General features: G+C 67.7%; 24 protein-coding genes. 9 read left to right on the top strand and 15 right to left on the bottom strand.

Features of this window, described 5'->3' with window-relative positions:
• The first annotated feature begins 171 nt into the window (after positions 1 to 171).
• Positions 172 to 540 (top strand): nitroreductase family protein, encoded by a 369-nt coding sequence (locus Ato02nite_RS50270; RefSeq protein ID WP_213013847.1) that lies wholly within the window; start codon positions 172 to 174, stop codon positions 538 to 540.
• Positions 541 to 818: 278 nt separating this feature from the next.
• On the opposite strand, the gene Ato02nite_RS50275 is transcribed toward Ato02nite_RS50270, so the two are convergent.
• From Ato02nite_RS50275 to Ato02nite_RS50285, 3 genes are all read right to left on the bottom strand, one after another.
• Entirely contained in the window at positions 819 to 2,027 is a 1,209-nt protein-coding gene (locus Ato02nite_RS50275) for a hypothetical protein (RefSeq protein ID WP_213013848.1), read from the bottom strand.
• A gap of 195 nt (positions 2,028 to 2,222) precedes the next feature.
• A complete protein-coding gene (locus Ato02nite_RS50280; protein ID WP_213013849.1) occupies positions 2,223 to 2,522 on the bottom strand; it encodes a hypothetical protein in 300 nt (99 codons plus the stop codon).
• 108 nt (positions 2,523 to 2,630) lie between these two features.
• Positions 2,631 to 2,957 (bottom strand): hypothetical protein, encoded by a 327-nt coding sequence (locus Ato02nite_RS50285; RefSeq protein WP_213013850.1) that lies wholly within the window; start codon positions 2,955 to 2,957, stop codon positions 2,631 to 2,633.
• A gap of 502 nt (positions 2,958 to 3,459) precedes the next feature.
• Here Ato02nite_RS50285 and Ato02nite_RS50290 point away from each other — a divergent pair.
• Positions 3,460 to 4,173: a S1 family serine peptidase gene (locus tag Ato02nite_RS50290; RefSeq protein ID WP_213013851.1), complete on the top strand. Its 714-nt coding sequence runs from the start codon at positions 3,460 to 3,462 to the stop codon at positions 4,171 to 4,173.
• Between the two features lie 356 nt (positions 4,174 to 4,529).
• Here Ato02nite_RS50290 and Ato02nite_RS50295 read toward each other — a convergent pair whose 3' ends face one another.
• Positions 4,530 to 4,814, bottom strand: a complete 285-nt coding sequence (locus Ato02nite_RS50295; protein ID WP_213013852.1) for a hypothetical protein — start codon at positions 4,812 to 4,814, stop codon at positions 4,530 to 4,532.
• Between the two features lie 126 nt (positions 4,815 to 4,940).
• On the opposite strand from Ato02nite_RS50295, the gene Ato02nite_RS50300 reads away from it, so the two are divergent.
• From Ato02nite_RS50300 to Ato02nite_RS50320, 5 genes are all read left to right on the top strand, one after another.
• Positions 4,941 to 5,270: a hypothetical protein gene (locus tag Ato02nite_RS50300; RefSeq protein ID WP_213013853.1), complete on the top strand. Its 330-nt coding sequence runs from the start codon at positions 4,941 to 4,943 to the stop codon at positions 5,268 to 5,270.
• A gap of 15 nt (positions 5,271 to 5,285) precedes the next feature.
• A complete protein-coding gene (locus tag Ato02nite_RS50305; protein WP_213013854.1) occupies positions 5,286 to 6,371 on the top strand; it encodes a WXG100 family type VII secretion target in 1,086 nt (361 codons plus the stop codon).
• Between the two features lie 20 nt (positions 6,372 to 6,391).
• Positions 6,392 to 6,703 (top strand): hypothetical protein, encoded by a 312-nt coding sequence (locus Ato02nite_RS50310; protein WP_213013855.1) that lies wholly within the window; start codon positions 6,392 to 6,394, stop codon positions 6,701 to 6,703.
• 152 nt (positions 6,704 to 6,855) lie between these two features.
• Entirely contained in the window at positions 6,856 to 7,989 is a 1,134-nt protein-coding gene (locus Ato02nite_RS50315) for a calcium-binding protein (RefSeq protein WP_213013856.1), read from the top strand.
• A 550-nt stretch (positions 7,990 to 8,539) separates the two neighbouring features.
• Complete coding sequence (locus Ato02nite_RS50320; protein WP_246608248.1) at positions 8,540 to 8,896, top strand: hypothetical protein; 357 nt, start codon at positions 8,540 to 8,542, stop codon at positions 8,894 to 8,896.
• A gap of 111 nt (positions 8,897 to 9,007) precedes the next feature.
• On the opposite strand, the gene Ato02nite_RS50325 is transcribed toward Ato02nite_RS50320, so the two are convergent.
• The 3 genes from Ato02nite_RS50325 to Ato02nite_RS50335 all read right to left on the bottom strand — a co-directional run bounded on the left by Ato02nite_RS50325 (position 9,008) and on the right by Ato02nite_RS50335 (position 11,189).
• On the bottom strand, positions 9,008 to 9,934 hold the full coding sequence (locus Ato02nite_RS50325) for a hypothetical protein (RefSeq protein ID WP_213013857.1): 927 nt from the start codon (positions 9,932 to 9,934) through the stop codon (positions 9,008 to 9,010).
• 17 nt (positions 9,935 to 9,951) lie between these two features.
• Complete coding sequence (locus Ato02nite_RS50330; RefSeq protein ID WP_213013858.1) at positions 9,952 to 10,122, bottom strand: hypothetical protein; 171 nt, start codon at positions 10,120 to 10,122, stop codon at positions 9,952 to 9,954.
• A 419-nt stretch (positions 10,123 to 10,541) separates the two neighbouring features.
• Positions 10,542 to 11,189 carry a hypothetical protein gene (locus Ato02nite_RS50335; protein WP_213013859.1) on the bottom strand — a complete coding sequence of 216 codons (648 nt, stop codon included), beginning with the start codon at positions 11,187 to 11,189 and terminating at the stop codon, positions 10,542 to 10,544.
• A 524-nt stretch (positions 11,190 to 11,713) separates the two neighbouring features.
• Between Ato02nite_RS50335 and Ato02nite_RS50340 the strand changes: the two genes are divergently transcribed.
• Together Ato02nite_RS50340 and Ato02nite_RS52785 are read left to right on the top strand one after the other, a co-directional pair.
• Entirely contained in the window at positions 11,714 to 11,923 is a 210-nt protein-coding gene (locus Ato02nite_RS50340; RefSeq protein WP_213013860.1) for a hypothetical protein, read from the top strand.
• A gap of 38 nt (positions 11,924 to 11,961) precedes the next feature.
• Positions 11,962 to 12,093: a hypothetical protein gene (locus Ato02nite_RS52785; protein ID WP_281419911.1), complete on the top strand. Its 132-nt coding sequence runs from the start codon at positions 11,962 to 11,964 to the stop codon at positions 12,091 to 12,093.
• Positions 12,094 to 12,381: 288 nt separating this feature from the next.
• Here the strand turns inward: Ato02nite_RS52785 and Ato02nite_RS50345 are convergent, their stop codons facing one another.
• The 8 genes from Ato02nite_RS50345 to Ato02nite_RS50380 all read right to left on the bottom strand — a co-directional run bounded on the left by Ato02nite_RS50345 (position 12,382) and on the right by Ato02nite_RS50380 (position 20,145).
• Positions 12,382 to 13,503: a DUF2637 domain-containing protein gene (locus Ato02nite_RS50345; RefSeq protein ID WP_213013861.1), complete on the bottom strand. Its 1,122-nt coding sequence runs from the start codon at positions 13,501 to 13,503 to the stop codon at positions 12,382 to 12,384.
• Positions 13,500 to 16,778: an AfsR/SARP family transcriptional regulator gene (locus Ato02nite_RS50350; protein WP_213013862.1), complete on the bottom strand. Its 3,279-nt coding sequence runs from the start codon at positions 16,776 to 16,778 to the stop codon at positions 13,500 to 13,502. The genes Ato02nite_RS50345 and Ato02nite_RS50350 overlap by 4 nt, the downstream gene beginning before the upstream one ends.
• Positions 16,779 to 16,809: 31 nt before the next feature.
• The gene (locus Ato02nite_RS50355; protein WP_213013879.1) at positions 16,810 to 17,265 is read right to left on the bottom strand and encodes a hypothetical protein; all 456 of its coding nucleotides are present in this window, start codon (positions 17,263 to 17,265) and stop codon (positions 16,810 to 16,812) included.
• Positions 17,262 to 17,729, bottom strand: coding sequence for a TadE/TadG family type IV pilus assembly protein (locus Ato02nite_RS50360; protein WP_246608249.1), 468 nt, complete (start codon positions 17,727 to 17,729; stop codon positions 17,262 to 17,264). Before Ato02nite_RS50360 ends, Ato02nite_RS50355 begins: the two co-directional genes overlap by 4 nt.
• Positions 17,726 to 18,139: a TadE family protein gene (locus tag Ato02nite_RS50365; RefSeq protein WP_213013863.1), complete on the bottom strand. Its 414-nt coding sequence runs from the start codon at positions 18,137 to 18,139 to the stop codon at positions 17,726 to 17,728. Before Ato02nite_RS50365 ends, Ato02nite_RS50360 begins: the two co-directional genes overlap by 4 nt.
• Positions 18,132 to 18,353 carry a hypothetical protein gene (locus Ato02nite_RS50370; protein ID WP_213013864.1) on the bottom strand — a complete coding sequence of 74 codons (222 nt, stop codon included), beginning with the start codon at positions 18,351 to 18,353 and terminating at the stop codon, positions 18,132 to 18,134. The genes Ato02nite_RS50365 and Ato02nite_RS50370 overlap by 8 nt, the downstream gene beginning before the upstream one ends.
• 62 nt (positions 18,354 to 18,415) lie before the next feature.
• Positions 18,416 to 19,288 (bottom strand): type II secretion system F family protein, encoded by an 873-nt coding sequence (locus tag Ato02nite_RS50375; RefSeq protein WP_213013865.1) that lies wholly within the window; start codon positions 19,286 to 19,288, stop codon positions 18,416 to 18,418.
• On the bottom strand, positions 19,285 to 20,145 hold the full coding sequence (locus Ato02nite_RS50380) for a type II secretion system F family protein (RefSeq protein ID WP_213013866.1): 861 nt from the start codon (positions 20,143 to 20,145) through the stop codon (positions 19,285 to 19,287). The genes Ato02nite_RS50375 and Ato02nite_RS50380 overlap by 4 nt, the downstream gene beginning before the upstream one ends.
• Position 20,146 lies beyond the last annotated feature (1 nt).

Genomic DNA, 20,146 nt, shown 5'->3' on the forward strand with positions numbered 1-20,146 from the left:
CGCCGTAGAGCGAGTCCGAGCGCCTTGGCTCGGCCCTGTCCCGTTGGGCCGAACCTGAGCGCTACTCGGCATCGCTGCGATGACCGGCTGCACCCTTACGGGCTTGGGCGATCATTGCAGCTGGAGACGCCCAGTCACCTGTGAGCTGTGGCAGGCCGATGGTGGTGCCGCGTGTTGGCAGCGGCCGTTGATGCCCCGTCGGGCAGCAACATGCAGCCGTGGAGCGTCTACGTCGTGTCCGGCGACCCGCTGGCCAGGCTGAAGAAGACGGTGGCCGAGCGGGTTGCCGCCGGCGACTGCGGTGATGATCGAGAGTTCGCGAGTCTCCCGCCCGGGGTGCGTTCCCCCTACCGCGAGCGCATGACAGCGCTGGGTGAAGGGCTCTACGGTGCCCGCGGTGTCGCGCGAGGGGACGTAGCAGGCCGAGCCCGCATCCGGGCCAGGAACTGGAATTGCTTCGGCGCCGGCACGGCACTGTTCTGCTATGAGTCCCCCGCTTCGACGGAGCGGTTGCAGTCCGAACGCCCGCCAGATCCGTGACACCGCGCTCTGGCTCAGCCCGACTTCGGCGGCAAGGGAGCGGGTCGACCAGTGCGTGGCATTCTGTCACCACGCGCGTAGCGGGGGCGTTCGCGTACAGAACCGCAGGTCACGGCATGAGAAGGGGCCGCCCGGCGTGTGCCGTCACCAGGGGGTCAGATTTCAGCCGCCGTTGACAAGCTCCTCATCAGGCTCACCCCAACGCGCACGAAGCTGCGCGGGGCAGCAGGCCGCCCGGACGAATTCGTCACCTACGAATCCGTAGACTCCGCCACGACTCAATAGGCTCCGGGCAGGCTGAGTAGGCGTCGTTGCTCGGCGACGCGGGCAAGAAGCAGCGCGCGGGTTTCCGGGGTGGCCGGGCCGGGATGCCACGGGTCGGGTTGGTATTGCACCCTGGCCCGCGCTTCGTCGAGTGCCGCGCTCGCGTCGTCATAGCGTTCCAGGATGATCTCAGTCGCGGCCAGGAGATAGAGCGATCGCGGTTTGTCCGAGTCGCTGGCCTGCTCGGCACAGAAGCGGCGGTACCCGTCGAGGGAACCGTAGGTTTCGAGCATCGGCAGCACGTCGTTCCGGATCGTCGCCACTGCGTCGCGCATGTAGCCTTCCGCGTCCTCGACCCGTTGGTAGTGTCCCCACCTGTGGGTCCCGACCTCATCGGGATGGCTGAGAAACAGCGATGAGTCGATCCGCTGGTACAGAGGCTGCAGCACCACCCTCAGACCGGCGTGGATCCCTCGCTGTACCCCGCAGGCGATCAGGTCGACGGGGGTGAGCAGCGCGGCATTGTCGAGAACGTGCCATCGGCCGGGGAGGTTGGGTAGCGCGTACCTCAGGAAAGCCTCTCGCCAGACCGGCCGGCCGCGCACCAGCACCGTCTCTTCGCCGACCGGTTCGGCGATGTCGATGCCGAGGGCTTCGAACCATGGCGTGAAGGGTTCGTATGTGACCCCGAGTCCGCTGTCGGACCAAAGGGCCTGCCGGCCGGCTCGCCGGATCCGGCGCAGCGGCACGTCGAAGAGATCGGCCAGCGCTGACCTGGCCTCCGCGCTGTCGACCAGCCGTCCCGTGAAGCTGCCCCGGACCGGGCCGATCGTCGGCATGTCGGTTTGCCAGGGGCTGCCTGCCCGGTTAGGCCATCCCGCGAACTTCGGATAGATGTAGCGGTGGTGTACCCGTACGACGTGGCCGTCTTTGATCCCCAGAACGATGTGCTCGGCTCCGTACTCATCATGATCGAGAGCAACGAAAGCACGGACGATCGCGCCGGTACGCGTCATCAGGTGAGCGACGAAGTCGGGCATGTACTCGTGGCCTTGGTCGCGGCTGAAGGCGGCGATCCGCCACCCCTGGCCAGTGTCGTAGAAAGCGGCCCGCAGCGTCTGCGGCGCCTTCCACACCCGCTCGTCGTCGACCACGGCCAGGACCGCATCCACGCCGGCGCGGTCCGCGACGTCGATCCAGGCGTAACTTTCGAACGTCGACACCGGCGCGCCTCCACCCGTACCCGCGGTCAGACCTCCAACTAAAAGCATGCTTGGCGCCGGGTGCGCAGGCGGCGGAACGAACTATTTGTCCCGCGCAGGGTGATCGATGCCGGTCATGATCGATCGTTGGGTGAGGGTGTGATGAAGTCATCGGCCGACTGCTGCCGCATCTTGACGGCGTAAAGGTCAACGAGGTCATCGAAGCCGAGGATGGCGTCGTTCTTCATGCTGCGGCGCGCAGCGCCGAGCAGAGTTGCCCGGCCTGCTGCGTCGGGCCAATGCGAGAAGCGAGCCGACGACCTCATCGCGGTCATCCTCGGCAAATAGCAGCGGAAGCCGGCGCCCGATCCGCTCCGCGCCGAGTTCGCCGAGCGTGCCGGCCAGTGTTCCAGATGCGTCGAGCTCGGCCCATCCCACCGGGCGCCCGAGCCGCGTACGTAGATCAAGCTTCGTGACGGTGCCGCCCTCGTAGGTGATCAGTGTGTTCGGGGTCATCCGTGACGCTCCATAGCCGCATGGCCACTCACGGACGCAAGCCGGCCGAGCGCGAAGCTGCCCGCCGAGTGCAGGCGCGACGATGGAGACAGGTCCGCGCGGTGTCGGTCAAGGGGGCGTCACATCGTGGCGCGAAGGCTCGAGGTTCGCCGTCGACAATGCGCGGCCGGTCATCCTGCCTGCGACGGCGCAGCTGAACCGTGTGCCGGGCTGGACGGCTCGGCCAGCTGGCTCCGGTGCTCCGGTGCTCCGGTGCTCCGGTGCTCCGGCAACGGCATAACGATGGGTGATCGTCAGTCGCTCAGTTTCGGCGTCCTGCCGGATGCGTTCCCGCTTCGTCTCACCCCATCGTTTCGCGATCTCACGGATCGCGAGCCATAGTCCACCACCGGCGCACAGCGCGGTGATGATCTGAACCAGGTCGTCGGCAGCCACACTCCGGATGGTCGCAGCTCAGGATCGGATGCATGATCCGTCCTGTGGATGGAGAGGGCCTGTGGATAATCGCTCCGTTGCAACTATTAGCTGGTATTGGGATATCCGTTTCGACGGATAAGTCCCCGTGTCTATACGATTGGTCGTACTAATATCGATCGGACCCGCCTGTACCCGGCTGTCGGTCTGACTGCCGACATCGGGAAGCAAGCTCGGCGACAGCCCGGTGGGCATGGTCCATGAAGACCCGATTCCAGTGCTTTCTCATCGGCGTGTTCGTGAGCTGGCTGTCGCTACGCCTCCTGACACTGCGTAGCGACCGGATCGCGGCATGTGAGTGCATGCTTTCGAAGCGTCCGGCACACTATTACGAGCCCTATTTAGCCGCCGCCCATCGGCCCCTTACGCCGCTATATGAGCATCGTAAGGCACTCTCTGCCCGTTCGAGTGAAATATGTCGGGCGTGATTCGCTGAAGAGAAATAGCGACTAGAATTTCAATCGTGTTCAACCCCATGCTTGCCACAGGCGTAATTATTGCAAAGATGGAAGATTCGGAGCCGATCGTAACGGGCTCGTGCGCCGCATACGGTGCGCGAAATGTCTTTATCACTGCAGCGCATTGCATTCCTGATGATGTCGCTGCCGCAACGGTGCTGTTGCCAGCCGCAGGGCAAAACTTCAGTATCAAACAGTACGAGCGGCACGAGACCTCAGATCTTGCTCTCATGTGGGCCGACCCACTGGCGGGAGGCCCATTTACGGACATGTTTTTCGAAGCTGGGCCGGATGCCCTGCCTGGCCTTGGCAGCGACTTCTTGGCGTACGGCTTCCCGAGCGTGGACGATCTTGAAGGTGAGGGAATGACCGCACGCCTCATGAAAGGGCACTTCCAGCGCTACTTCGGGTTTTCGGAACTTGGCGGCCGCAAATTCTTCGCCGGCGAGATGAGCATTCCCGCCCCTCCTGGCCTTAGTGGGTCGCCCGTCATGCTGGCGCACTCGCCGAGATCCCTTGTCGGCGTCGTCGCAGCCAACTTGGACTCCTATACGACCCTTAGCAGTTTTGAGGAAGTGGACAGTAGCGGAAAGCAATATCGCGAGGTGAGTAAGCGGATCGTTTCGTATGGGATCGCCGCTATGTTCACAAAGAGCACAGCTGAATGGACGGAACGGCTGGTTCAGCAGTTCTCGTTGACCGAGGGATCGGCCCAATAAGAAGATTCAGCAAGCTATTCCGCCGTTAAATCGGAAGCGGTTCAAATTCTCACGCCTGCAATTTTGGCGTACTCACATCGGCAAATCCGGACGCCGGCTCGGCCGGCGGAATCCACTCTCCGTAGTTGACTGGAATGCTGCGTGCTGGCGTTAGCTGTCGTGCCAGGCCTGTCTGCCTACGGCGTGGGCTGTCAGCGATTGGGTAGTGCAGGTCGGCAATATGGCGCGCTGCTAGTCATCAGGACCGACCTGACCCCGGTCGGAGATAGTCGCCCGGACCTGGGACCGCAGTCACCCTGAGCGGTCGCCTTGCCGGTGCCCGCATCGTGTTGCACCCCCGCCGACGGCAAGTGGAGTCAGGCGACTGCTTGGGCGACGAGGTGGCCGTCGACATAGGCGTAGACGGGCTGAGGCCGGAACCCGGCGAAGGCCCGCTGCCGGTGTTTTTCGATGTGGACGTGGTGCCGCTCGCTGGTGCCGACGACGAAGTCGTAGCGTTTGACCAGGTCGATCGAGGCGAGCCGGACGGTCCGCACGACATCGACGTCGTCGACGGTGATGCGCAGGTTGCCCCGGAACTTGTTGAACGAGAACACCACCTGGTGGCGTTCGGTCGTTCCGACCTCGAACTCCAGTCGCATCGGCCCACTCTACGGCCCGCAACGTGCCGGCAACCGCAGCCCAAGGGGCGGCGGATGCCGGGGTAGTTCATGATTGTGGGTCGATGGTTACCCTGAGCTGGTCGGGCATACCGGTGAGGGAGTGACGTGTCGTTTCGCCGGACCTTTGTGGACGACCTTCGTCGGCAGACGGCGAGCGGGACCGAGAGTCCGCCGGTCTGGCGGGTGCGGTTCTACGCTGCCGGTCTGTCGATCCTGTTTGGGTTCTTCGGCCTGGTGCTGCTGCTGCCGATGGCGCGCGGCGTCGTGTCCTGGACAGCGCTGCCCGGTGGGCTCCTGCTGATCGCCGGCGGTTTTTTCGGGATCGGGGCGCAGCGCAGCCGGGCGGTACCCGTCTCGCGCCGTTACGGCTGGTGGGCGGCGATGTGCACCCTCGTAGGGCTGATCGAGGTTGGCGTCGTACTGGCGCTGAAATAAAAGGGGGAGGCGACGGTGACGTTCTCGGTGGAGCCGGCGGCGCTGGACGCCTTCGCGGCACAGGTGGGCCGGGCCGGCGACGACGCGACGAGTATCCAGAACTACCTGCTGGGCTATCAGGTCGACAGCGGCTGGGACGGGCTGCTGATCGAGGCGGTCGGTGACTCACACATCCGCTCGATGAACGCTGCCCGCGACATCAGCGGCCGGGTCGCCGGCGTGCTGCACGGCAGCCAGGCCGCTCTGACCGCGGTGGCCGACTACTACCGGCATACCGACGCGGCGGCCGCGGCGAAGCTGGACGCGACGATGCCCGGCCGGTGCGCATCCGTGCCGAGCGCGCTCGAGCAGCGGTGGGCCGCAAACGCGTGCAGGCCAGGTTTCGCTGACTCGCGGGAGCCAGCCGGCCGGCTCAAGCCGGTCGACGATGTCGAGTACACCCACCCCCTCGCTGCGCTGGACAACATCAGCGTGTCGAACTGGGCACTGAAGGGGTTCGACTTCGTCTTCGGGTTCAATCCCCTGGAAAAGGTGTCGGAGTTCTTCATCGGTGACTGGCAGGCGGTCGCCAAGGGCGGCAAAGCCCTCGGTAATACTGCCGCCGGCTTCGATGATCTGGCCTACAACGTTCAAGGCGGCGCGATGGCCGTCCACCGTGTCTGGCAGGGGGCGGCCGCTGACGCCGCCTACGCCCACTTCACCGGTACCGCCACCGCGGCCGAAAGCCTGGTCGACCCGCTGAAGCAGATTGCGGCGCAGTTCGACACCATCGCCCACGGCGTGTGGGGTACCGCCGAAGCGGTCACCGGCTGGGTCAAAGGCATGATCGACGCGGCGATCATCGCCGGGATCGCCGCCGCGGCCGGCACCATCACCGCCGAAAGCGGTATCGGGGCGATCGTCGGCTACGGCGTCGCCGCGATCGAGGTGTGCGAGCTGCTGGACATGTGGGCCCAAGCCACTGCGGCGATGACCAACCTGTACTCCATCGTCCAAGGCGCGCTCGGGACCATCGAGTCGCAACTGGCGTTCCTGCGCGAGGCGCAACTGCCGTCGACGTCGGTGTTCGACCCGTACCAGTCGCCGTTCCCGACCCGCTGACCCAGGAAGCAGAGACGACGATGCACGACAGCGTCTACGAGATCGCCGGCAACGACCCCCGCAAAGCCAAACTGCTGCGCGCCAGCCTGCAAAAACTCGCTGACCAGCCTGATGGGCTGCTCAAGGAGATGGCCGAGCAGGTCCTGCGCGGCGAGCTCGACCTGCGCCAGGCGGCCATGTCCGACACCTACGGCCAGCCACTCGGCGTCGCCTTCGACCAGTTCACCACCTACTACGACGAGCTCGACCAACACGAGCGTGACGAGCTCGTCGCCGACACCCAACAGCAGCTCAACGAACTGCTCGACGACTCGCGGACCGCGCCCAGCTAGCCGGGTCCGCGCCGGCTCGTCCGGGGAGTACAGCCCGCGCTGGACCTGGGACTCGGGCTGACGGCAGTGCGGGCCCCCATCGGGGCATTGACTTCCCTTATGATCACCGCTCGTGCGGTATCGGACGCCACCAAGTTCCGGGGGAGTTTTGCGTGATCACCACCCGTTGGTTCGCCCACGCCGGGTCCGTTCTGCTGGTCACCGCGTCGATCGGCGTGTTCGCCACGCCGGCGTTCGCTGCCGGCACCACCGGCACCGCCTCCGTCTCGGGCACGAAGGTACGTTTCATGGCCGGCACCAAGGTCGCCAACCGGGTGATCATCACCCGCAAGGGCAACGTCGTGACGGTCGACGACCGGGTCAAGGTCAAGGCCGGCAAGGGCTGTAAAGCGGTCAAAGGTGACAAGACCAAGGTGCGGTGCACCGTCAAGACGGGTCCCACCCGGGTCAACGTGTGGCTCTACGACGGCAACGACTCGGTCGTGAACAACGCGGGCCTGCCGATGAGCGCCGAAGGCGGCCCCGGCAACGACCGGCTGGTCGGCGGCACACGCAACGACGTCCTGTATGGCATGAGCGGTAACGACCAGCTCTACGGCATGGGCGGCAACGACCGGCTCGACGCCGACACCGGCAACGACACGCTCGACGGCGGTGACGGCATCGACAGCCTCGTGGGCTGGGCCGGCAACGATCTACTCAGCGGCGGCAGCGACAACGACTCCCTGGAAGGCGTCGACGGCGACGACCGGCTCTACGGCGGCGCCGGCAACGACAGCCTCTCCGGCGGCAAAGGCCGCGATCACCTCAACGGCGGTGCGGGCGATGACAGCATGGCCGACGACGACACCGGACGGGTTTACGCCGATGTCCTGATCGGCGGGCCAGGCATCGACGGGATCTCCTACTTCGACCGGACCGCTGGGGTCACGGTCGACGCTGACGGCGCCAGCGGCGACGACGGCCAGCCCGGCGAACACGACAGCGTCGGCGCCGACGTCGAAGTCATCGTCGGTGGCCGCGGCAACGACCGGATCACCGGCAACAACGGGCCCAGCCAACTGCAGGGCTACGGCGGCGACGACGTGCTGCACGGCGGTCGCGGCGACGACCTGGTCGAGGGCGGCGACGGCCGCGATCTGCTCTACGGCGACGCAGGTGACGACCAACTCTTCGGCTGGGAACAGAACACGGCCGCGGACACCCTCGACGGCGGCGCCGACGGCCCGACCGGCGACGAATGCCACCCATACAGCCCGGACGTCGCAGTCAACTGCGAACGCTGACCACCAGCAACGATCGCCCTCGGCGTGCAGCAGCCAGCCGTCCTCGGCGCGCGGGGTACTGGCGTATCTTCGACGATCCAGATCTGACCTATCAATAGATCATCACAGAAGCAGGGGACCCCAACGTGCCCCTCACGGGCCTTCACTGAAGGACGTCACGCCACGCAAAGTACCGCCGCCGACGCCGCACGCGATCGGCGGCAAATCCGGATGGCGTGCCGGGCTCAGGCCCGGCTCTCTCGTCGTGGCACGTGCTTTGCCGTCGCGCCCGTGAGTCAGAACCAAGCCCAGGGCCGAACGAGACGCTTCAGCCGCCGCAACCAGCGTGCTCGGCGCGGATGCAAGTAGTACTTGATGTCCTCAAGGGCATCGTCAGCGGTTCCCCGGACGTGAGGCAGCGACCGTGCCTTGCGTAGCGCAGCAACTACTCGATCTTCGTCCAGCCGGCCATAGACTCGGGCCAGATGGCCAAGGCACGTAGCGGCGAGACTCTGCACCCGCCGATCCTCATGCTCGCTCGCCTTCTTCCCGCCCGGTAGCAGGCGGTGGCATGATCGTCGAGGTGAGCGCGAGGCCACTGACCCAGCGGGAGCGAGCGGTGCTAGAGGCGCTGCTGGCCACCAACCTTGAGAATGCCGGAGATCTACGGCGCCAGATGGCGGACGTCGTTGTCGTCGGCGTATGTGGCTGCGGATGCCCCTCCATCGACTTCCAGCATGGTCGCGGTCTCGGAATGACCGTTCAAGTGAACGCGGCTGTCCGCGGCACACTCGATGGGCTGCTCCTGTACACGATCGAAGACTCAGAACGGGGCAACCTACTCGGCGGCATCGAGTGGGTCGACGCCGGTGCGGCAAATCCCGACGAGTTCCCGTCGCCCGACCTTCTTGACATCAGGCCGACCTAATCCGGCAACGCTTCCTTGCACGCGCGGCGACGCTCGCTCCCTTCAGTAACGAGCCAGCGCGCGCTGACAGCGGCAAATCCGGATGTCCGCCTCTTCGGGCCAGCGCGAGGTTTACCAGAGGCCTGCTTGGCTAGCGCCCGATGAAGCGGTGCGCGCGGAAATAGCGACGCACGCCACCGGTAGCCTGCCGTCGCTGGACGGCGATGGACGCATGGTCAGGATTTGCACGCCGGCGTCGGCGATTTCGATCGCCGCCTCCAGCTCGATTAGTGGGTGACCCGCCTGCGCCAGAAGCTGGCGCACGTCCTCGATCGTCAGCGGATAGGCGGGCATCAGGTTAATTCCGTTCAGCAGCACGGCGTCCGCCTTGGTCACGAAGATGCGATCGGCCAGCAGACCAGGTCCGTAGCGGACCACGAGCCGGTCGTCACGGAAGCTGTCTTCCACCGGTTCCCGGGAGCCGGCCGCGTGCTGCCAGCAAAGGCCACCGTTCAACCGGCGCCGGACCTCGTCGCGGTGCTGACCCAGCATGACCGGGCCAACGCCCGCTCCTGGGGTGACGACGTACGACGACATCGTCGGCATCGCGTCTGCGCCGGCCTCGAAGAAGACGATCTGCCCCCGCATCTCATGCCCCGGTCCGACCGCTGTGACCACCTCGACCTGCGCGTCCTGTTCCGACGACGACGTGTACAGGCCGACCGCGCCATCGGCGAGGAGCCAGCCGGAGTCATCGGCAGTGACCTCGATGCCCGCAGCCCGCAGATCGCTTAGCACCGTCATGACCGTGCCACCGAGCTGAACGCCGAAATAGTGCACGCCGTCCGGATCCGGGATCTCGATCAGGTGAAGTCCCTCATCGTCAGAACAGGTGAGCATGACCATGCCGGTTTCGTACTGGTCCGTCAGATCCGACGCCGGGCTACGACGGAACGCCCGATGCGACCCGAGGAGCGCATGCAACTCGGCACGCGAAGCTCCGAACCGCAGCGGACCGACTCCGCAACCGGGCTCGATTTCCCATGATCGCTCTGACACGCCTGGATCGTACGCAGTCACTCAACCCGCTCGACAGCTTGTCGCAGGGCGATCACATCGGCAGTTGGGCTCACCGGACCCGTCGGGAGTGCGGCCACCGAGCGCCACGGCCCACCGCGCTCGACCGGCGACAGGTAAGTGAATTGATCTTTAACATTGGAGTCGATTTCCAGGCGCGCGGCGATCAACCCGGCTACACCTGTCACGAATCCGGGCGACCTGGTTCCAGCCCGCCAAGTCTCGTGCGGGTCTGCTCAAGAGCGTCCAGCAGATCGCCCCATAAGTTCGCCGCAGCCTTGCTGGTCTCGGGTGCCAGGTTGCGGTGCACAACCCACTTGCATCAGCCAACCCCAGCCCGGTGCTATCGGAAATGGCCAACGACCTGGACGGCATGCTGAACGAACTGGTCCGGCTGCTCGTTGACGACAAGATTCCGCCGACTGCCTTCGTCTACCAATGGCCGGGGACGGTGGCCTGAACGGGACCATCCGCCCGCGATCGTCCGCGACGAGGTCGGCGGTGGCCGCGCGGCGCAAGATTCGCCAGATGAGTGCACATTTGAGGTTCAGCGCGCCATGCGTTTCCGCGCTGACGGAATAAAGAATCCTTAGTTGGTACCGAAGTCTCTCGTGCGATTTACGCCCCAATGCTCAAAATAGTCAAATTTGTTTCGATTCTCATCGACGAATACCCTCACCCATCGAGCGAAGCTATACATGTGGTAGGCGGGCGCCTCGGGCTTGGTTTCGATTGCTAGATCTAGCCACACGGCATGTCGACCGACGAGTTCCGCCAAAAGAGGCAGATCAACAGAGTTTGCCAAGCGCGCACAGTCAACCCGCTCGAAGTATCGAAGAATCTGGTTGAAGTCGCCAGTAGGCGAGAAGTCCGACGTACCGGAATATTCTTTGATCGCGGTATCAGACTTCAGCTCGTCTCGTGTAACTCGCCGTGGCTTACCATCGGTTCCATGCTCACGCAGGTGCCTCGTCAGGCGAGCACGCGAAGCTTGCAGCTCTCCGGATACCAGCTCTCGATGAAATTCAAGAACGCGATCAACTCTGCGATCATGCCTAGCGCTCAATAGTGTTGCTACGCCTACGATCAATGCCGGAACAACGATGAGTGCCTGTATTGCACCGGCAAAAGCCGCGTATTGGTCTGCGTCCAGGAACCGCGCAAGGACGGCGAGGGCAATCAGCGCGGCCAGAATGGCCGAAACCGCGATCCTGAGATGGATCTTCCTGAACGGCATGAGCAACTCCAAACGACTGAGGGCTGTCGGGCCTATGTATGGCCATGGTGACCTCATACGAGAATATCCCAAAAATCCACGCTGGTGAGGGTCCGGAAATCTCACCGAATAGATCGATTCGGAGACTGACATAGTTGTCCCGGACAAGCAATATTCGGACGCGCTCCGCTCGTGCACTGGTCTCGGCAGATCCGCGCATCCACGCTCAGAGTGGCCACATGATCGCCTGCACGCAGCGTGAGCGGGCTCCTGAGGGCCGGCGGCGTCACCGGACAGTCAAGATCCGCGAGTGGTACCGGTTCTCACTGTCCGCTGTCAATGAAGTTGGTCCGGGCTGGAGCGGTGACCAGGGCGGATTCAAAATGGGGGACATGGCGTTGTGCCGTGATTTGGCCGCTACGAGCGGACGTGAGTTCGGTTTTGTCACTGAACCTGATCCGGATTGTGGACCGGCAGCGGCATTTGGGGGTGCCAGGTCGTCAATGCGGTCGCAGGTGTCGCCTTTGGCTCGCTAACCTCGGACGATGATCACGCTTACGCCGGTGCTGGAGCGGTGGCCCGCCGGTTGCCCGTTTTGGCCGGCTGTGCAGACCGACTTCTATTTCGCGGTCCCGCTTATGCCGACGCCGCAGCAGGTGGGGACGGTGGTCTGGATGTTGATCGGACGTGGTGTGACCGCCGATGTCCTGTCGATTACTGCGACCGACGCAGCCGAGGCGATCGAGAGGTTTTGACCTGCGGCGACGACGACTTCGCGTCGGGAGGTTTGCGGGTGGGTGACGGCGATGTCGTCACCCACCCTGCTTGCTGCGTCGGACTCGACGCATGGCGCGACTGGTTGCGCGTGTTTGGCGGTGAGGTGATCGATCTCGGCCACGATCCTGACGCTTTGGTCGAGCACTGAGGGCCGGTGGTTCGAGTGTGGAAGAGTGGCGGTCAACTTCCTTCAGGGTCGGTTCTTGACCCCAGCCGAACCACACATCGACATTCGCGTGATGCCCTGCCGCAGCTTCTTGGTGCGGTTCAGCAGGATCTTCTCGGTTCCTGAAGGCCCTGCATCCATGGGCGCAGGGCATTCGCGCCGATCTGGCGGATCCGCTGACCGTGGCCGTGGACCGGCGCCTGCGGATCAGCGCGCCGCTCGGAGTCTGACGCAGGATTCGCTCTTATCCCTCGCCGTGGTGGTTGGGTGTTAGTCCACCTGGTGAGGAATCGCCGTGGTGTCGCGGCCGCGACTCGGTGGTTCGTGCGTTGCTGGTTGTGCTTGGGCTGCGGTCTTCCAGTGGCGGCGCACTGTGCGGATGGAGCGGTTGATTTTCGCGGCGACGTCTTCGGGTTGCAGGGAGGGCTCGGAGCGCAGCAGGTCGGCGATGGCGGCCGCGGTAGCAGGCATGTCCTCGTGGGTTCGCGAAACTACCTCGGCACCGGTGCCATGATCTATCGGCGGTGATCGACGTCCGCGGGGCTCAGAAAAGGCGGTAGGGGAAGCGGCGGAGACGCCCGCGCCGGTGGGCGGCGGTGGGCGGGAGGTGTCCATCGCGCTGTCGGCGTCGGCGGTGCGGGGCTCGGTGGGCATCGGTGGTGGAGCAGGGCTGCCGTCAACGGTGGTGCCCGGCAGATCGGCTCCTGTCAAATGCCCGTTACGGCGTTTGTTTGGGCGCTCCTGGCCGTCCGTGGGTGGTGGTTGAGAAGGACGGCTCGGACGTGCGAAGCGCGTCGCTGCTTCATCGTCGTTGCCGAGTGGGGCTTGGCGTGCGGGCTCTGCCGGCACGTCGTCGGGTGGGTTGCTGGGGTGGGCCGGAGGTGGGTCGGGTGCTGCTGGTTTTTCGCTGTTGTGGATGCGGCCGGCCAGTTCGACCAGGCTGATGCTGGCAACGATGACGAGGCCGTCGACGGACAGTGGCAGCAGGTAGGGCACGGTTCCGGTTTCGCCGTAGCGGGCGACGACTCCCGCCATGTGGAAGTACGACACCCAGGCGGCGATACCGGCGATGGCGGTGGTCGCGAGCAGTCGGACGGCGGCCAGGGCGCGTCGGTGCACCGGGACGCGGGAGATGAGTTCGACGGTCAGCAGCAGCGCCAGTGGCGGCCAGGCGGCGATGATCTGGCTGATGAGCTGGGGTTGGGCGTGCAGGATGTTCGCGGCTACCGACGCCGCGACGCCGACGGTCAACGCGGCGCGGACACCCCATCTGACCCGGCGCAGGTTGTCCCCTACCGCGGTGCGTGTCGTGTGTGGGTTCTCGGGAGCTGGCGTTGCCGTCTCGGGCGCAGGGTGCGCCGCCGTGCCGGTTGACTGGCCGGTGGTGGTCATGGTTCCTCCGCCGGTCGTGGCGTGCGGCGGAGCGGTGTCTGGGCCTGGACGGAGGCGACGAGCCGGTCGGCGAGGGCCATGGTCTCGTCGCTGGGCTGGGCGTCGATCTCGGCAAGGTGTTGGGTCAAGGTGCGGCGCAGGGCGCGCACGGCGGTGAGGTCGCCGCGGGCGGCGTGCGCGTGCATCGCCTGCTGGTAGAGCTGTTCGGCGTAGGGGTGCAGGCGGATAGCGGTCTGCAGGACATCGGCGGCCTGGTCGTGATCGCCGGTGGTGGTAAGGGCGTGGGCGAGGTCGAGCGCGGCGTCGAGAGCCTGGTTGCGCAGGGCTTGGCGGTACGGTTCGGCCCAGTCGTAGTCGCAGCCTTCGGCGAACTCGCCGGTGTAGGCGTCGACCGCGCGGCGCAGGGCGGGGATGCGCTCGGCGGGGCCGTCGGCGGTCTGGGCGTGGGCGAGGGCGTCGCGTAGGCGCCAAACGTCGAGGTCGAATGCGGTGCCGTCGAGGGAGAAGTAGTCCTTCTCGCGGTGTACGTAGGTGCCGGAGCCGCCGGTGACCTTGCAGACCTGCCGGACGTTGAACACGAATGTGTTGAGGTGCATCGGGGCTTTGTCGCGTTGGGTGTCGCCCAGGACGTCTTCCAGGACGATGTCGCGGTGCACGGGCGCGTCCTGGACGGCGAGGTAGGCCAGCAGTTCCATGGCTTTGAGTCGGAACACCGGTTTGACGGGCCGGTCGGCGAGGTTGGGTGCGCCGAACAGCGTCACGATGACGCGGCCGGGCTGCTCGATGTGCTCGGTGGTGGCGGACGCGGAATCGTGCTGTGGCGCGGTATCGGCCACAGACGCAGGCACTGGTGGCGGTGTGGTCGATTCGGGCACCTCGATCGGCGAAAGCTCGGTCTTTTTCTCGTTGTGGCCTGTTTCCGGTTCACCGCTGTGCCCAGTTCCGACATCAGCCCGTTCGCTGGCCGGCGCGGTGTCGGTGTTCGCGTCGTCGAGGCCGGCGGCACGGTCGAGGGTGTGGGTTTCGGTGGGTGCGGGTGGTGGTGGTTCGCCGGTGTGGGCTTCGGTGAGGACCTGGAGCAGGTGGGTGGTCTGGGCGGGGGTCAGGACGCTGAGGCGGCCGAGGTCGGCGGGGTGGCTGCCGTGACGGATGGTGTCGCCTGGCGGTGCGGTGGTGTTGCCGTCGTCGGCGACGTCGACGGTGTCGCCGTCGGGCCAGGCGCCGAGGAGGATGCCGTGGATGTCGAGGCGTTGGCCTTGGGTCAGTAGCGCCGCGACGCGGGCGCGTTCGTGCAGCGCGGATGCGTCGGCGATCAGCACGATCGGCGGGAGCGGGTCGGTGAACGGGTCGAGGTCGCGCAGCGCGGCCACGGTGCCGACCTCGCCGTCGAAGACGAGCCGGGTGCGGTGCAGGGTGTGTTCCTCGAGCAGGCTCAGCGCCTCGGACAGCCCGCCGGTGATGGTCAGCCGGGGTGAAGTGGGCAGAGAGACGGCGTCGGCGCCGAGCAGGGTGGCGCAGATGGCCGAGGACATGACGACCCGTCCCCGGCTGTGCGGGTCGTCGATGCCGCCGGTGGCCAGGGCGGCGGTGAGGAAGCCGCGGGCGGCGGCCTCCGCGCCCGGCCCGGTCAGGCCGAGCCCGGCCGGTGGCCACAGGCGGGCCACCGGATGGGCCAGGGCGGGGCTGACGGGCCCTGCGTCACTGGCGGCGACGGTGCTGGTGTCCAGACCGGCGCCGAGCAGCTGGTCGTCGATCGTGCCCCCATACACGTCGTCGTCCTCGTCCTCGTCGTGCTCGCTCGGGTACTCCTCGTCCTTGCCGTCGTCCTGTTCCTCGTCCTCGTTGGATCGGCCGATGTGCACCGGGGTGGGGTCGGTGATCGGCGTGGAGCTGCCCTCGCCGGCGGGGTGGCCAGAGGTGGTGAGCCGCACGACGGGTCGGTGGTCGGTCGCGGCGCCTGGTTGGTGTTCGGCGTGGTCGTGGTCGGTGCCGGTGCGGCGTCGTAGTCCGCGGCGCAGGTGGGTGACGGTGGCGGGTAGGGCGGTGGTGTCGCCTTCGCGCAGGCGCAGCCGCGGCGTGGCGGGCCGGTGTGTGTAGCGGCGGCGGCGGTAGGTCCAGATCAGTGCCGCGGCGGTGAGGATCGCGGCGGCCAGGCCGAGGTCGACCCACCCCCCGGTGGGTAGGTCGATGCCGGCGGGTGCTCGCGAGCCAGGCCGGGGTGTGCTGGCTGCCGGGGACGTGGCGCCCTCGTCGCGTGCCGATGCGGCGCCGGCGGGCCTGCTCGGTGTGCTGGTCGTGGTGGGTTCGGCGACGCCGTCGTCGCCCGAGTGTGGCGCCGACGCGGCGGGCGCGGGGGCGGCGGGAGTGCTCGGCGCCGGGGTGGCGGAGGTGCTGGGCGGGGTCGTAGTCGGTGGGGTGGACGGTGGCTGTCCGCTCGGCGCCGGGTGGGCGGGTTTCTGGTTCTCGGCCGGGTCTCCGTTCGGGGTATGGGGGGCGGTCCGGCCGTTGGCGGCGTCGTTGGGCAGGTGCAGCCGCCAGCCGGCTTCGATGTGGTTGCCGCCGTGCATGCGGCCGTTGTCGTCGTAGTGGTCGCGGTTGAGCTGGTAGATCTCGGGCCAGCGGCGGGGGTCGTTGAGGTAGCGCTCGGCGAGGTCCCACAGGGTGTCGTTCTTGGCTACCGTCACGGTGCGGTCTCGGCCGGCGATGTGCACTGTCAACGGGCCGTCATATCCGGCGGCGGCGAAGCGTGGCGGGCCGGCGTCCTCCCAGCTCACCGCTGCGGCTGCGGGTGGAGTCGTCGGATGTGCCACGCCGCTCGTGGTGGCCGTGGCTGCATGCGTCATGCCGTGATGCAGCGGCGCGTCGGTGACGACACTGCTGCTCGAGTCAGCAGTGGCCGTCGGCAGAGTCGGCGTTCCGGTGGTTGCCGTCACGGCCGGGGTGAGTCCGATAGCGGCGAACAGGAACGCGGCCAGGGCCTGTTCGGGGCCCAGCAGGCGGATGCGGGGCGCTTGAGAGCCGGCCAAGGCAGCGGGCAACTGCACGAGCACTGCCATGGTGAACCGCGCCCAGACGATCCAGAGGGCGATGACCAGCGCACCGGTGATGGCGGAATCCGATACCGGCTGGGTCAGCGCGTCCGCCCAGGCCTGCCAGTGCAGGTAGGGGCGCGCCTTATCGGGATCGGGGAACCGGTAGGCGGCCAGCAGCGCGGCGGGGATGCCGGTGAGCAGGGCCAGCAGGCCGGCGACGCCGAACAGCTGTCGAGTGATCATCGCGAGGGCACGCATGAGGGGTGAGGGGCTTTCAGCCGGTGGCGTCGGTGACGGGGGTGGCGCGGCCGGTAGCGGTCACGGCGACGGTGTCGACGCCGAGATGGGCCAGCATCGCGGTGGGCTGGCGGGTGGTGGCGGTGACGGTGACCGAGCCGGTGGTGGCCGTGACCGTGCCGGTGGCTCCAGCTCGGGTGAGGAACTGCCTGGCTGCGGCGCTGGCTCGGGCGGGGTCGAGGCGGACCTGCCCGTCGGTGCGCAGCAGGGTGAGGTCGATCTCTTGGGCGCCGGCACGGGCGGCGGCCTGGGCGAGGTCGTAACCGCGTTCCTGCGCCCCGAACACGACCCCGGCGGCGACGATGAGTCCGGCCAGGATGATGAGAATGAACCCGGTCAGGGCAGTCCACACCGTGGCGTAGCCATCATCGCGGCGCCCGGCCGCAAGCCGCTGAGCTGCTGGCACGTGGCGGTGGTGCTGGGCGGCGGTCATGGCAGCTCCGTGGTGCGGTAGACGTCCAGCGGGCTGGTCGATGTCGCGGTCACGGTGAGGGCGCCGGGGGCGCCGAAGCCGGTCAACGTCCGGGTGGAGATGGTGCAGGTGACCTCGACGGTGACCTGCCCACCGGGCCGGAACGCCGTAGTGTCCACGCGCACGGTGCGGGTGGCGCAGTCGGTCATCGTCGCCGTGCTTTGCGCTGCAGCGGTTGTCGCGGCGCCGGGGCTACGGGCCAGCGACGCGGCCCGGGCGGCGGCACTGGCGGTGCTCTGCACCTCGATCAGCGCTGTGGAGTAGCGGCCGGCGGCGATGAGGAGTACGAGCAGGGCGATCCCAATGGGGACGGCCAGGGCGATCTCGACAGCGGTGGATCCGCGGTCGTCGCGCAGGCGTGCGCCGAGCAGGTGATGGCGAGGCGGGCGTGGTGGTTGGCGGGCGAGGGGCGGTGTGCTGGTCATGGCAGCTGGTATCTCTCGGTCGGGGCGGTGCGGGTGACCGTGACCGGCAGGGTGAGCCCGTCGATGAGGGTGGGCACCGAGCCGGTGATGGTGACGGTGGTCTGCGTCGCGGTGCGCTCGACGCTCACCTGCCGGTTGCGGATGTTGCCGCCGGCGAGTTCGTCGAGCAGGGCGGTCGCGTCGTCACGTCCGGCGGTCTGCGTGCCGCCGAGCACGCGGCTGGTCTGGACGGCGTGCCCGGCGGCCTTCTGCGCGGCCATGCGGGCGGTGCCCCAGGTGAAGGCGTGTCCGGCCAGCAGGAACAGCGAGATCAGCACGAGCGCGCCGATGGCCCACTCCACCGACGCCGAGCCGCGATCGTGGCGCAGGGCGGCGGTACGCGCCCGCCACCGTGCGCGCCGGTCAGCCATTGCCGCCGTTGAAGAACCAGGAGTCGATCAGGTTGTCGATGCCGAGTTGATAGGCGCCCCACAGAGCGAGGGCGATGGCGGCGGACAGGCCGATCCCGATGGCGTACTCGGTGGCGTGGCTGCCGGCCTGTGGGCGGGCCCGCCACGCGGCCAGGCGGGTAAGCAGCCAGGCGGTGATCGCGGCGATCAGTCGGGTCGAGATGTGTGCAGGCATGACGAAAGAGCCCTCCGTGATTGGTGTCGGATGGTGCGGGTCAGCGGCCGGAAGCCGCCGGGTTAGATCTGGGCGAACCCGGCGATCGCCGGGTAGATCAAGAAGAGAAGGAACACTCCGGCGAGGGCCATCAGCGGCAGGCTCATCCGTTCGGTGGCCGCGTCGGCGTGGGCTTCCATGTCGGAGCTCTGCCGTTCGGCCAGAGCAGCGCCGCGTTGGGTCAGCGCGTCGCGGATGCGGGCGCCTTCACCGGAGGCCAGGTGCAGGGTGCCGGCGAGTTGTTCCAGTTGCACCACCCCGGTGCGGGCGCCGAGTTCGCGCAGCGGCTCCCACAGTGGGGTGCGGGTGCGTCGGGCGGTGTCGAGGGCGTCGCGGATGCGGTGGGCCGCCCACCCGTCGGCGTGGCGGGCGGCGTCGGTCAGGGCCTGCTCGATGCCGGCGCCGGCGGCCAGGGCGGGTGGGACGACGTCGAGCAGTGCGGTCAGGGTGTGGCGCATGAGCAGCCGCCTTTTCTCGGCCTCGTCGTGGGCGGACACGTCGGCCACGACGAACCCGCCGACGCCGAGCAGCAGGCACACCCACAGCGGGACGGTGAACCCGATCGACGCGCCGCCGCTGTTGAGCGCGGCCACCACCGCGGCCGGGGCGAGCACCCCGAGGGCGGCCAGTCCGCACTGCCGGGCGAGGTGGTCGATCAGGGTGCGGTCCAGCACGGCCAGATCCGCCCGCACCCTGGCCCGGGGCAACCCGGCCCGCAGCAGTGGCGTAGCAGCCGCGGTGAGCAGGCGGCGCCGCCACGGCAGCCGCGGCGCGGGCGCGGTGAACAGCTCGTCGATCGCGGCGGCCAGGCCCGTGCGGGGCGGGCGTAGTCCGTAGCCGATGAACAGCACCCCGGCGGCGATCACCGCGCCGATCAGAGCCAGAGACAGTCTCATGACCGCCTGCCCAGCTCGAGCGCATCGGCGGGCCGGGTCAGGATGCGCGGGAGGTCGTCGACGCGGGCGATGCGGGTCATCCACCACAGGGCGGTGCCGAAGCCGGCGCCGAGAACGGCGAGGATCAGCTGGCCTAGCGGGGAGCGGTAGGGGTCGAGGAAGTCGGCGGCGAAGGCGGTCAACAGCACCGCGACACCGAGCACGACCGCGGTCACGATCCGGGTCGCCGCCTTGGTGCGGGCGCGGCTGGCCAGCACCCGCATCCGCCCCGACGCCTGGCGGCGGGCCGCGACGCCGACACTGCTGAGGCTGCCGGCGACCTCGCGGGCCTGGGACTGGGCGGCCTGCAGCAGCACGTGCACGACCATGTCCACCGTGGGGTCGTTCAGGTCATCGGCAAAACGCCGCAACGCCGCCGGCAGTCGCATGCCCGCCCCGATGGCGCGCGCCAACCGCCCCAGATCGGCGCGCAGCGCGGGTCCGGCGGTGGTGGCGGTCTGCACGATGGCCTGTTCGATCCCGGCGGACGACCGCAACGTGCCGGCCAGGTCCTCGGCCCACGCCGCGACCGCCTCCACCCGTTCGATCGTCGCCCGGTGCGCGCGGTCCGGCCCGAGCACGGCGGGCAACCAGTACGCGGCGATCGCCGCCAGCACAGCCCCGACGGGCCAGCGGGTCGCCACCGCGACGACCAGCGCCGCGCCGGCGGATGCGGCCAGGCGCCCCGGCGGCAGCGGTGGTCGCTGCCGCCCGGACGGCCGTGGCGCCGCAGGATCTGCACGGGGGAACAGTCCCACGGCGATCAGGATCAGCCCGCCGGCAACGGCGGCGCCGAGCAGGGCCATCAGAGCGGTCATG

Origin of the sequence: Paractinoplanes toevensis, from assembly GCF_018332695.1 — a bacterium.
In the GTDB taxonomy this organism is placed as follows: Bacteria; Actinomycetota; Actinomycetes; order Mycobacteriales; family Micromonosporaceae; genus Actinoplanes; species Actinoplanes toevensis.

Excerpts from the sequence above, each read along its gene's own strand:
- Ato02nite_RS50280 (WP_213013849.1), bottom strand. The coding sequence starts at position 2,522 with ATGACCCCGAACACACTGATCACCTACGAGGGCGGCACCGTCACGAAG.
- Ato02nite_RS50295 (WP_213013852.1), bottom strand. The coding sequence starts at position 4,814 with ATGCGACTGGAGTTCGAGGTCGGAACGACCGAACGCCACCAGGTGGTG.
- Ato02nite_RS50310 (WP_213013855.1), top strand. The coding sequence starts at position 6,392 with ATGCACGACAGCGTCTACGAGATCGCCGGCAACGACCCCCGCAAAGCC.
- Ato02nite_RS50320 (WP_246608248.1), top strand. The coding sequence starts at position 8,540 with ATGATCGTCGAGGTGAGCGCGAGGCCACTGACCCAGCGGGAGCGAGCG.
- Ato02nite_RS50335 (WP_213013859.1), bottom strand. The coding sequence starts at position 11,189 with ATGCCGTTCAGGAAGATCCATCTCAGGATCGCGGTTTCGGCCATTCTG.
- Ato02nite_RS50340 (WP_213013860.1), top strand. The coding sequence starts at position 11,714 with ATGATCACGCTTACGCCGGTGCTGGAGCGGTGGCCCGCCGGTTGCCCG.
- Ato02nite_RS50345 (WP_213013861.1), bottom strand. The coding sequence starts at position 13,503 with ATGACCACCACCGGCCAGTCAACCGGCACGGCGGCGCACCCTGCGCCC.
- Ato02nite_RS50350 (WP_213013862.1), bottom strand. The coding sequence starts at position 16,778 with ATGATCACTCGACAGCTGTTCGGCGTCGCCGGCCTGCTGGCCCTGCTC.
- Ato02nite_RS50355 (WP_213013879.1), bottom strand. The coding sequence starts at position 17,265 with ATGACCGCCGCCCAGCACCACCGCCACGTGCCAGCAGCTCAGCGGCTT.
- Ato02nite_RS50360 (WP_246608249.1), bottom strand. The coding sequence starts at position 17,729 with ATGACCAGCACACCGCCCCTCGCCCGCCAACCACCACGCCCGCCTCGC.
- Ato02nite_RS50365 (WP_213013863.1), bottom strand. The coding sequence starts at position 18,139 with ATGGCTGACCGGCGCGCACGGTGGCGGGCGCGTACCGCCGCCCTGCGC.
- Ato02nite_RS50370 (WP_213013864.1), bottom strand. The coding sequence starts at position 18,353 with ATGCCTGCACACATCTCGACCCGACTGATCGCCGCGATCACCGCCTGG.
- Ato02nite_RS50375 (WP_213013865.1), bottom strand. The coding sequence starts at position 19,288 with ATGAGACTGTCTCTGGCTCTGATCGGCGCGGTGATCGCCGCCGGGGTG.
- Ato02nite_RS50380 (WP_213013866.1), bottom strand. The coding sequence starts at position 20,145 with ATGACCGCTCTGATGGCCCTGCTCGGCGCCGCCGTTGCCGGCGGGCTG.